The sequence below is a fragment of the Gordonia malaquae NBRC 108250 genome (assembly GCF_000344135.1).
Classification (GTDB): domain Bacteria; phylum Actinomycetota; class Actinomycetes; order Mycobacteriales; family Mycobacteriaceae; genus Gordonia; species Gordonia malaquae.
Window position 1 is genome coordinate 1 of the sequence record NZ_BAOP01000038.1, and the last position, 10477, is coordinate 10477.

General features: G+C 66.6%; 9 protein-coding genes. 3 read left to right on the forward strand and 6 right to left on the reverse strand.

The genetic code is table 11. The features are described 5' to 3' along the window. Positions 1 to 44: 44 nt before the first annotated feature. On the reverse strand, positions 45 to 2912 hold the full coding sequence (gene leuS, locus GM1_RS18460; RefSeq protein WP_008381401.1) for a leucine--tRNA ligase: 2868 nt from the start codon (positions 2910 to 2912) through the stop codon (positions 45 to 47). A 98-nt stretch (positions 2913 to 3010) separates the two neighbouring features. On the opposite strand from leuS, the gene GM1_RS18465 reads away from it, so the two are divergent. Beyond that, positions 3011 to 3586: an SdpI family protein gene (locus GM1_RS18465; protein ID WP_008381403.1), complete on the forward strand. Its 576-nt coding sequence runs from the start codon at positions 3011 to 3013 to the stop codon at positions 3584 to 3586. 5 nt (positions 3587 to 3591) lie between these two features. After that, the gene (locus GM1_RS18470; RefSeq protein ID WP_008381405.1) at positions 3592 to 4584 is read left to right on the forward strand and encodes a bile acid:sodium symporter family protein; all 993 of its coding nucleotides are present in this window, start codon (positions 3592 to 3594) and stop codon (positions 4582 to 4584) included. On the opposite strand, the gene GM1_RS18475 is transcribed toward GM1_RS18470, so the two are convergent. Both GM1_RS18475 and GM1_RS18480 read right to left on the reverse strand, forming a co-directional pair. Continuing rightward, positions 4572 to 5186, reverse strand: coding sequence for a DedA family protein (locus tag GM1_RS18475; RefSeq protein ID WP_008381407.1), 615 nt, complete (start codon positions 5184 to 5186; stop codon positions 4572 to 4574). The genes GM1_RS18470 and GM1_RS18475 overlap by 13 nt on opposite strands. A 22-nt stretch (positions 5187 to 5208) precedes the next feature. Beyond that, complete coding sequence (locus tag GM1_RS18480; RefSeq protein ID WP_008381409.1) at positions 5209 to 5802, reverse strand: YqgE/AlgH family protein; 594 nt, start codon at positions 5800 to 5802, stop codon at positions 5209 to 5211. A gap of 147 nt (positions 5803 to 5949) precedes the next feature. Here GM1_RS18480 and GM1_RS18485 point away from each other — a divergent pair, with 147 nt between their 5' ends. Next, entirely contained in the window at positions 5950 to 7248 is a 1299-nt protein-coding gene (locus GM1_RS18485) for an MFS transporter (RefSeq protein WP_008381411.1), read from the forward strand. Between the two features lie 13 nt (positions 7249 to 7261). Here GM1_RS18485 and GM1_RS18490 read toward each other — a convergent pair whose 3' ends face one another. The 3 genes from GM1_RS18490 to GM1_RS18500 form a co-directional block, all read right to left on the reverse strand. Continuing rightward, positions 7262 to 7654: a hypothetical protein gene (locus GM1_RS18490; RefSeq protein ID WP_052005478.1), complete on the reverse strand. Its 393-nt coding sequence runs from the start codon at positions 7652 to 7654 to the stop codon at positions 7262 to 7264. 62 nt (positions 7655 to 7716) lie between these two features. Beyond that, positions 7717 to 8808 (reverse strand): aminotransferase class V-fold PLP-dependent enzyme, encoded by a 1092-nt coding sequence (locus tag GM1_RS18495; protein WP_008381420.1) that lies wholly within the window; start codon positions 8806 to 8808, stop codon positions 7717 to 7719. A gap of 115 nt (positions 8809 to 8923) precedes the next feature. Beyond that, positions 8924 to 10402 carry a CCA tRNA nucleotidyltransferase gene (locus GM1_RS18500; RefSeq protein ID WP_008381421.1) on the reverse strand — a complete coding sequence of 493 codons (1479 nt, stop codon included), beginning with the start codon at positions 10400 to 10402 and terminating at the stop codon, positions 8924 to 8926. Positions 10403 to 10477 lie beyond the last annotated feature (75 nt).

Here is a 10477-nt window from a genome sequence, read left to right on the forward strand (position 1 = left end):
ATTCCCTCAAGTCTCGATCTGAGTACTGACTTTAGACGTAGCTGCTACGGGATGATGTTCACCATGCGGCCGGGAACGTAGATCACCTTGCGCGGTTCGCCGTCGAGCAGCGCCGCGATCTTCTCGTCGGCCAGCGCGGCGGCGACGACGGTGGCCTCGTCGGCGTCGGCGGCGACCGTCACTCGACTCCGGACCTTGCCCTTGACCTGGACCGGGATCTCGACGCTGTCGTCCACGAGGTACTGCTCGTCGACCTCGGGGAACGGTCCGTGCGCCAACGATCCCTCGTGGCCGAGGCGTCCCCAGAGCTCTTCGGCGAGGTGCGGAGCGAGCGGAGCGAGCATCAGCACCACTGCCTCCACGGCCGCTCGCGGTGCGCCCTTCGGGTACGCCTTCGTCAGGTGGTTGGTCAGCTCGATGAGCTTGGCGACTGCCGTGTTGGTCCGCAGGTTCGCGAAGTCGTCACGAACACCATCGGCAGTCCGGTTGACGGCCTTCAGGGTGTCCACGTCGGCCTCGTCGTCGATGACGCGGACCTCGCCGGACTCCTCGTCGACGACCAGACGCCACACACGCTGCAGGAAGCGCTGCGCGCCGACGACATCCTTCGTCGCCCACGGACGCGACTGGTCGAGCGGACCCATCGACATCTCGTAGACGCGGAGGGTGTCGGCGCCGTAGTCGCGGCAGATGTCGTCGGGAGCCACGGAGTTCTTGAGCGACTTGCCCATCTTCCCGTACTCCTGATTGACCTCTTCATCCTGGTAGAAGAACTTCCCGTCCTTCTCCACGACCTCTTCGGCAGGCACGTAGACGCCACGCGAATCGGTGTACGCGAACGCCTGGATCATGCCCTGGTTGAAGAGGCGACGGTACGGTTCCACGCTGGTCACGTACCCGAGGTCGAACAGCACCTTGTGCCAGAAGCGCGAGTACAGCAGGTGCAGGACCGCGTGCTCCATGCCGCCGATGTACAGGTCCAGACCGCCGGGGTCGTTCGGCCCGTGCAGGGCCGGACGCGGACCCATCCAGTACGCCTCGTTCTCCTTGGCGCACAGAGTCTCGTCGTTGGTCGGGTCGATGTAGCGCAGCTGGTACCAGGAGCTGCCCGCCCACTGCGGCATCACGTTGGTGTCGCGCGTGTACGTCTGTACGCCGTCGCCGAGGTCCAGCTCGACGCTCACCCAGTCGGTGGCCTTCGCCAGCGGGGGAGACGGCTCGCTGTCGGCGTCGTTCGGGTCGAACGCGACGGGCGCGTAGTCGGCCACCTCGGGCAGCTCGATCGGCAGCATCGACTCCGGCAACGCGTGCGGAGCGCCGTCGGCGTCGTACACGATGGGGAACGGCTCACCCCAGTAGCGCTGACGGGCGAAGAGCCAATCCCGCAGCTTGTACTGAATGGTTCCGGTACCCGTGCCCTCTGCTTCCAGGCGTTCGATGATCGCGGCCTTCGCATCGGCCACGTTCAGTCCGTCGAGGAAACCGGAGTTCACCAACGGGCCGTCGCCCGTGTACGCCGCCTCCGCGATGCCGTCGTCCGAGCCGATCACTTCCAGCAGTGGGAGGCCGAACGCCGTCGCGAACTCGTAGTCGCGGGTGTCGTGCGCCGGCACCGCCATGATGGCGCCCGTGCCGTACCCGATCAGGACGTAGTCGGCGATGAAGACCGGCACCTGCGCACCGTTGACGGGGTTGGTGGCGTACGCACCGGTGAAGACGCCGGTCTTCTCCTTGTTCTCTTGGCGCTCGACGTCGCTCTTGGCCGCGATCGACGCGCGGTACGCGGCGACGGCATCAGCGGGAGTGGCCGCGCCGGCAGTCCAGCGAGCATCCACACCGTCGGGCCATACGTCGGCGACCAGCGCGTCGACCAGCTCGTGCTCGGGCGCCAAGACCATGTAACTGGCGCCGAACAGCGTGTCGGGACGCGTGGTGAACACCTCGATCGGCGAACCGACGGCGGTCGCGAACTTCACCTGCGCGCCGCGCGACCGGCCGATCCAGTTGCGCTGCATCGTCTTGACCTTCTCCGGCCAGTCGAGCAGGTCGAGGTCGTCGATCAGGCGGTCCGAGTACGCCGTGATCCGCATCATCCACTGGCGGAGGTTCTTGCGGAAGACGGGGAAGTTGCCGCGCTCGGACTTGCCGTCGGCGGTCACCTCCTCGTTCGCGAGCACAGTGCCGAGCCCGGGGCACCAGTTGACGAGCGAGTTGCTCACATACACGAGGCGATACGAGTCGATGACGTCGTTCCGTTCGGCGACCGACAACGCAGACCATGCGCGTCCGTCATCCAGCGTCCGTGCGCCCGAAGCGAACTCGTCGACGAGCTCAGAGATCCGGCGGGCCTTGCCCTGCGAGGCGTCGAACCAGGCGTTGTAGATCTGCAGGAAGATCCACTGAGTCCAGCGGTAGAACTCGACATCGGTGGTGGCGACTCGACGTCGCTCGTCATGCCCGAGGCCGAGACGCCGGATCTGTCCGAGGTAGCGCTCGATGTTCGCCTCGGTGGTGGTGCGCGGGTGTGTGCCGGTCTGCACCGCGTACTGCTCGGCCGGCAGACCGAACGAGTCGAAACCCATCGTGTGCAGGACGTTCTTCCCGGTCATCCGCTGGAACCGGGCGAAGACGTCCGTGCCGATGAAGCCGAGTGGATGGCCGACGTGAAGTCCCGCACCCGACGGATACGGGAACATGTCCTGCACGAACAGCTTGTCGTCGGCGTCGGCGCCGGAGCCGTCGAACGCGCTGAAGTCGCCCGCGAGCGGCCCGACCGGGTTCGGTGCGTGGAAGGTGCCGTCGGTCGCCCAACGCTCCTGCCAGCGCGACTCGATCTCACCGGCCGTTGCGGCGGTGTACCGATGCCCGGGAACAGACTCGGCGGGACGATGCGAAGAATCAGCGGAGGTCACCCCACCAGGGTAAATCGTCGCTGTTCGACGCCCAAAAGCACGGTTGCCGTCGTCACACGATTCGAAACGGGAACGAGGTCGGTCGTACAGTTGGTTCTGTGCACATCTTGTCCGTCGTCACCGCCGTTCTCGCGCTCGTGCTCGCAGTGTTCTGGGCAGGCGTCGGCACGGCCGGCTTGCTCGGCGCGCTCAAGCGCAATCGGTGGATCGGAGTCCGATCCGATGAGACGATGCGCTCCGCCGAAGCATTCACCGCAGGCAACAAGGCGGCCTCGCCTGGTTTCCTCTTCACCGCACTGATTCTCGCGATCGGCGGTGTGCTCGGATTCTCCGGCGACCTCGGCTTCCTGTTCGCGATCGTCGCCATCGTCGCCGGTTTCGGAATCGCGGTCCTCGCCGCCGGATTCGGTGTCCGAGTGGCAGCAGCAGTCCCCGAGCCGGAGAACGAGGGCGGATGCAGCTCGGGCTGCTGCTCGGGTGAGACCACCGACTCGGCCGCCGACGACGGACACGGCGACGACCCGGCCTCCGACTGCGGGACCAGCTCGTGCGGCTCGTGTGCACTGCAGGGCATGTGCACCACCGACGACGCCGTGGCAGATCGGCCCGCTCACTCCGCTCCCGGCGCCGCGGCAGATCGGCCCGCTCACTCCGCTCCCGGCGCCGTGCACTGATCAGTATGCGCAAGCTACTCGAGAAGTCGCCGATCGACGGTTTCATCCTCTCGATCTTCGCCGCGGTCGTCGTCGCCGCAGTCCTCCCGGCAAGCGGAGTGTTCGCCGAGGTGATGGACTGGGTCGTCACCTGCCTGATCGCACTCCTGTTCTTCCTGTACGGCACCCGGCTGTCACCCCGCGAGGCGCTCGACGGTCTCACTCACTGGCGTCTGCACACCACGATCCTGGCCTTCACATTTGTGCTGTTCCCGATCGTCGGACTGCTGCTGAAGCCCGTCCTGACCCCGATGATCGGCTCCGACCTGGCCGCCGGTTTCCTCTACCTCACGCTTGTTCCGTCGACCGTGCAGTCGTCGATCGCGTTCACCTCGATCGCCCGCGGCAACGTGGCCGGCGCCATCGTCAGCGCATCGGCGTCCAACCTGATCGGCGTCGTCTTGACCCCGGCGCTGGTCGTGCTGACGATGAGCTCCACCGCCGGTGTTCACATCAGCGGGGACTCGATCCTGAAGATCTGTCTGCAGATCCTCGTCCCATTCATCGTCGGGCAGCTCGCGCGACCGCTGGTGAGCCCGTTCTTGAAGAAGTACGCCGAGCCTACGAAGTACGTCGACCGCGGCTCGATCGTCTTGGTGGTCTACGTCGCGTTCAGCGAGGGCGTGCAATCGGGCCTGTGGAGCAGTGTCACCGCGTTCGAAGTGATCATGGTTGCGGTGGTGTCACTGGTCCTGGTCTGCGTGATGCTCGCTTTGACGTGGTTCGTCCCGCGCCGGATGGGCTTCGACCGGGCCGACTCGATTGCGATCCAGTTCTGCGGGACCAAGAAGAGCCTCGCGACCGGCCTCCCCCTGGCGAGTGTCATGTTCAGTGGATCGATCGTCGGTTTCATGGTGCTGCCGTTGATGATCTTCCACCAGATCCAGTTGGTCCTCTGCGCCTGGCTGTCGGCCCGCTACGGCCGTGACGCTCCCGCGCAGGAGACTCAGGTCGCCTGAGTCTGGCGGATCCGCCGGTAGATCAGGAACGCCAACGACAGCAGTCCGACGCCGATCGCGACCATCAGTGCAACGTCGGCGCCGAGCGTGGCTCCGACCGCCCACGAGATCAGCAGGACGGTCGCCGTCCAACTGACCGCTCCGATGGCACTGGCTATCGCGAACCGCCGGAACGGCATCCGACGGGCACCTGCGACCAGCGGGATCAGACTTCTGACGAACCCGATCCAGCGTGCGGACGCGACTGCGACGATCGCGTCACCCGGACTCGGCGCCTGTTGTCGTGCCCGGATCATGCGCCGTGTCATCCGGCGACCCAACCGCGTGGCGCTCAATCGAGGACCGAATCCTCGTCCCACCCAGTAGCCAGTCCAGTCGCCTGCGATCGCGGCCATCGCGCTCAGCACGATGAGGACGCCGATGTGCGCGGATCCGATCGAGGCGACGACCCCCGCCGCGATCAGCACACCTTCGCTCGGCACCACAACACCCACGACGACGACCGACGTCTCGATGTAGACGACTCCCGCGGTGATCACGTACACCGCCCACGCGGGTGCCGCGTCGATCCATGACGTCAACTGATCGGTCAGGAAGTGCATTCTGGTGTCAACCGCGAGGCGGTCAGTTGTCTTCCGGGCGCAGGGGATACGTGGACAGCAGCGGCAGCGGCCACGGCTGTCGCTGCAGCACTCGCTGCCAGATGTCGACCGAGGGCTCCGACAACAGATCGGTCGGGAGTCCCGGAGCCACGATCCAGCTGCTCTCGGCGAGCTCATCGTCCAACTGCCCGGCCTCCCACCCCGCATATCCGGCGAAGATCCGGACACCGGTGAGCACGGTCGCCATCTCCTCCGGGTCTGCGTCGAGGTCGACCATCGCGACCGGCCCGAGCACCTGGTGGAGTTTGGGCTGCTTGGCGACGTCGACGCCGGCTTTCGCCACACCGAGGCACAGCGCCGACGACGTTCCCACCGGTCCGCCGACGAAGACAGCACGCGGACTGGCCGCCAGGTCGGCCCAGCGGGGGAGGATGTTGTGGACCGCGGCGTCGCTCATCCGGTTCAGGACGACGCCGAGCGTGCCCTGCTCGTCGTGCTCGATCACATAAACGACGGTCCGCACGAACGTCTCACCCGACAACGCTGTGGACGCGATCAGAAGCGCCCCGGGAGCCACCTCGGGTCGATCGTGAATGAACTCACCGCCGGACACCATCCCATCATGACACCAGATGGCCCGGTGTGGACGTGACGCGGCCACGACGTTGCCCGAATCGAGTCGTTCACGACAGGCCTGCGAATCATTCATGTGACGTGCGCCGACCGTGCGATCCGCGTTGTCTTCCGTCGGTAGGATCAAGAGGTGAGCTTCTGGTCGCAGGTCAAGTCCCCGGGCCTGCTTCGCCTGCTCGGAGTCAGGGTGTTGAGCCAGCTCAGCGACGGCGCGTTTCAGGCGGCGCTCGCGTTCTCGATCTTGTTCAACCCGGATCGGCACACCGACCCGATCGCGATCGCCGCCGGATTCGCCGTTCTTCTTCTTCCGTACTCGGTTCTCGGTCCGTTCGCGGGTGCACTCCTCGACCATTGGGACAGGCGCCGCGTCTTGGTCTGGGTGAACGTCTTGCGGGCCCTCGCGGTCGTTCTCGTGGCCATCACGATGAGCGCCAATGTCCCCGACACGGCTGTCCTCCTAGCGGCCCTGGTGGTGACCGGATGCAGTCGCTTCGTCGCGTCGGGTCTGTCCGCCGGACTGCCCCATGTGGCGCCCGCGTCGGTGATCATCGAGATGAACGCGGTCTTCACCACTCTCGGCGCAGCGATGCTCGCCGCGGGCGCAGCCGTGTCGACGGTGCTGAGGGCGGTTTTCGGCGCAGACAACGCCGGATCGGGCGCCACCCTTCTGTCCGGAGCGGTGTTCGCTCTCTGTTCCGGTCTGCTCGCCGCGACCTTCGCCCCCAAGCGTCTCGGACCCGACCGACCCGACGGCGCGGGGCACTCTGCGCTGTACTCGATGGGTCGTGGGCTCGCCCACGGCATCCGCGCCGTGGCCGACCATCCCAGCGTCGCCGTGGTCCTCGGCGCCATCGGCGTCCACCGCATCATCTTCGGCATGAACACGTTGATGTTCCTGCTGATCGTCCGCAACTTCGACCTCGGTTGGCCGCTGTTCACCAACGTCCGTGCGATGGCCGCGATAGGCGCCGCGGTCGCACTCGGCGCGCTGATCGCCGCCGTCTCGACGCCGTGGTCGGTCCACCACTTCGGACGACGCCGCACCATCGCGTGGGCACTCGTCGTCGGAGCGCTGGCCGAAGCGCTCATCGGACCGCTGCAGGCGGCGACCGTTCTGCTCAGCGCCGGTCTCCTCGGACTGGCAGGCCAGACGGTCAAGCTGTGCGGCGACGTCGCCATGCAGTGCGACGTGCCCGACTCGTACCGCGGTCAGGTGTTCGCCGTTCAGGACGCACTCTTCAACTCGGCCTTCGTGGCAGCCGCCTTCGTCGCCGCACTGGTGATCCCGGCCAACGGTTTCTCGGTCGGGCTGATCGCGGTGGGAACGCTTCTGTACGTTCTCGGCGCCGCATTCGTCTTGCGGTCGAACCCGGCGGCCGTCGAGGGCCCCGACCCGGCCGCCGTCGAACGAGAACAGCACCTCGTCTGACCTTCCGCCCTTCTCAGTCCATCGGTCGAGAGTCGTCGGCGTACCCGTCTCCGTCCGAGTCGATCAGGACGGTGTCGTCGGAGCCGTCCCCGTCAGTGTCCAGAGCAGATTCTCGCGGCCTCTCGAGCGGTGGTGCGGGCTCGACGGGACGTTCCCAGAGTCCCCTTCCACCGTCGGTGAACACCGATTCGGGGCGACCGTCATCGTCGAGATCGAGCGCCGAGCGGTCGGCGACACCGTCGCCGTCGGAATCCCACATGGCGTCGTCGGTGAAACCGTCACCGTCGAAATCGAGGCTCACGGCGTCGAGCAGACCGTCACCGGACAGGTCCAGATCGGCAGGCGAACGCCACGTCGAGAGCTCGCCGTCGCCGGTTCCGAATCCGTACTCGATGACGGGGTCCATACCAGTTAGACGCACAGACTCCGTCTGAGGTTCCGCCGCCCGCGGCGTGTCGCTGGTGTCGGTCAGTACCCCATGGTGCGGATTGCGTTGGCGAGATCGTCGAGCTGCTCGCGACGGACGTCGAGATGAGGGGAGACGCGTAGGAACGACCGGTCGCCTGCGAGCGGTGCCCGCCACGGCTCCGCAGCGGTCACCAGAATCCCCGATTGCAGCAGCTTTGCTTTCGCCGCGTGCAGGTCGGACGGTCCCCATCCGGGCGGCGGCGCGAGCGTCACCAGCGCAGACGCCTCGTCGACAGGCTCGACCACCTCCCAGCTGCCGATGCCGTTGAGACGTTCTCGGGTGATGCGGCCGATGGCCGCGAGCTCCGCGTACACGCGGTCCGGGCCGATCTCGACGACCTCGGCGACCGCTTGACCGAGTCCGAGCTGACCCGCGATGAACGACTCGGAGAAGAACACGTCGATGTGCGCGAGCGCGTCGGGCCGGACCGCGACGAAGCCGACCCCGCGTGGGCCGGTCAGCCACTTGCGGGCGGTGCCATACACCGCGTCCGCGCCGGTCACCGTCGGCACGTGTCCGACGGACTGGGCCATGTCGACGACGACGGGCACACCGGCGTTGTGGGCGACCTCGACGATCTGTTCCACCGGCTGCACCACACCGCTCGCCGAGCCGATGTGGCAGACGTGGATGAAGTCGGGCTGCTCGAACTGCAGCATGTTCTCCAGCGCATCGACGTCGATCCGCCCGTAGACGTCAGCATCGGGCAGCGCCCGGACCGCGAAGTTCCGTCGCTCGAACTCGGCGAGGTTCGGGCCGAACTCGTTCTTCCCGACCCAGACGATCGGCGACATGGGCAACGCCCAGCCGTTGAGCAGAGCCCGCAGCGCCGCCCGAGCGCTGTCGCGGTAGGAGAGCTCTTCCGGGCTGTGCCCGATCAGCGAGGCGATCGCAGCGCGGCTCGCGTCGAGCGCCTCGGCCTGATCGTCGGCGGCGACGTATGCGCCGCGTTCTGCCTCGCGTTGAAGGTGTCGAGTGATCGAGTCGACGGTCGACCGTGATGATCGACCCGCCGACGCCGCGTCCAGATGAGCGAGCGACGGCTCGACTCGCGCTGCATGCCACTGTTCCCCGAGTTCACTGCAGTACATGGCCACGAATCTACCCTCGGCGCTGATCCGGCGAACACGACGACGATCACAGCCCGGGAAACTATCCGAAGCGAGGTCTCTGGCCGAGTCGGACGGCTCAACGGCGCCCCGCCGATCAGCGAGCCGAGCGCTCCGCCCACCAGGCCCGGAGCGCCGCTTCGGCGTCATCGTGGCTCATCGGACCGGCGTCGAGCCGCAATTCCTTGAGGTACCGCCACGCTTCGCCGACGAGGGGACCCGGAGGGAGGCCGAGGAGCTCCATGATCGCGTTGCCGTCCAGATCGGGACGGACCCGATCGAGGTCCTCCGCCTCCTTGAGGACCGCGATGCGCAGTTCCAACTCGTCGTATGTCTCCTGGAGCTTTCGGGCACGTCGACGATTCCGGGTGGTGCAGTCCGCGCGCACCAGCTTGTGCAGTCTGTCGAGCAGTGGACCGGCGTCGGCGACGTAGCGGCGGACCGCGGAATCTGTCCACCGTCCGTCGCCGTACCCGTGGAAGCGCAGGTGCAGAAACACCAACTGCGACACCTCGTCGACGATCGCCTTCGGGTACTTGAGGGCACGCATGCGCTTGCGGACCATCTTCGCGCCGACCACTTCATGGTGGTGGAAGCTGACGCCGCCGCCGTCCTCGTGACGCCTGGTGGCAGGCTTTCCGATGTCGTGGAGGAGCGCCGCCCACCGCAGCACGAGGTCCGGGTCGCCCGTCTCCAGGTCGACAGCCTGCTTCAACACCGTCAACGAGTGCTGGTAGACGTCCTTGTGCTGGTGATGCTCGTCGATCGTCAGCTTCATTCCGGGGATCTCCGGGAGCACCCGGTCGGCGAGCCCGGACTCCACGAGCAGGTCGACTCCGTCGAGGGGGAACTCTCCGAGGATCATCTTGTCGAGTTCCACCCGGACACGTTCGACGGTGATCCGATCGATCTGTTCCGCCATCTCACGAGTCGCGTCGAGGACCCGGTCGGCGAGCGCGAATCCGAGTTGTGACACGAATCGAACACCGCGCAGCATGCGGAGCGGGTCGTCATTGAACGAGTTCTCGGGCGCAGACGGAGTATCGATGACACCCGCGAGCAGATCGCTCATGCCGTCGAGAGGATCGCAGAACTCCTGGGTCCCGTCCGGCAGAAGGCGCACGGCCATCGCGTTCACCCGGAAGTCACGCCGGATCAGGTCGCCGTCGAGCGTGTCGCCGAAGGTGACGATCGGGTTTCGACTCACCTGGTCGTACATATCGGATCGGAACGTGGTGATCTCGACCATGTGATCGTCGAACTGTGCGCTGACGGTCCCGAAATCGATGCCGGTGTCCCAGACCGCAGGCGCCCAGCCGCGGAGGATCTCGCTGATCACATCCGGTCTGGCGTCTGTCGTGAAGTCGAGATCGTTGCCCAGCCTCCCGAGCACCGCGTCTCGCACCGAGCCTCCGACCAGGTACAACTCGTGTCCACGGTCGGCGAACCGGGCCGCCAGCGGGGTCACGACGTCGCTCAGGGAGGAAAGGGTGACACTCGCCGCTGCAAGGAGGCGGGTACGACGTTCGGCGCGAGCGTCGTCCCTCGCGCCACCGCTCTGCGCACTGCCGGTCATGGGATGCAAGACTACCGACCCCGACATGCGGCTCGCGCGGTCAGCCTTCGATAGCTAACAGACGGTAACGAACGG

Coding starts and splice junctions, on each gene's coding strand:
- GM1_RS18470 (WP_008381405.1), top strand. CDS start 3,592: ATGCGCAAGCTACTCGAGAAGTCGCCGATCGACGGTTTCATCCTCTCG.
- GM1_RS18475 (WP_008381407.1), bottom strand. CDS start 5,186: ATGCACTTCCTGACCGATCAGTTGACGTCATGGATCGACGCGGCACCC.
- GM1_RS18480 (WP_008381409.1), bottom strand. CDS start 5,802: ATGGTGTCCGGCGGTGAGTTCATTCACGATCGACCCGAGGTGGCTCCC.
- GM1_RS18490 (WP_052005478.1), bottom strand. CDS start 7,654: ATGGACCCCGTCATCGAGTACGGATTCGGAACCGGCGACGGCGAGCTC.
- GM1_RS18495 (WP_008381420.1), bottom strand. CDS start 8,808: ATGTACTGCAGTGAACTCGGGGAACAGTGGCATGCAGCGCGAGTCGAG.
- GM1_RS18500 (WP_008381421.1), bottom strand. CDS start 10,402: ATGACCGGCAGTGCGCAGAGCGGTGGCGCGAGGGACGACGCTCGCGCC.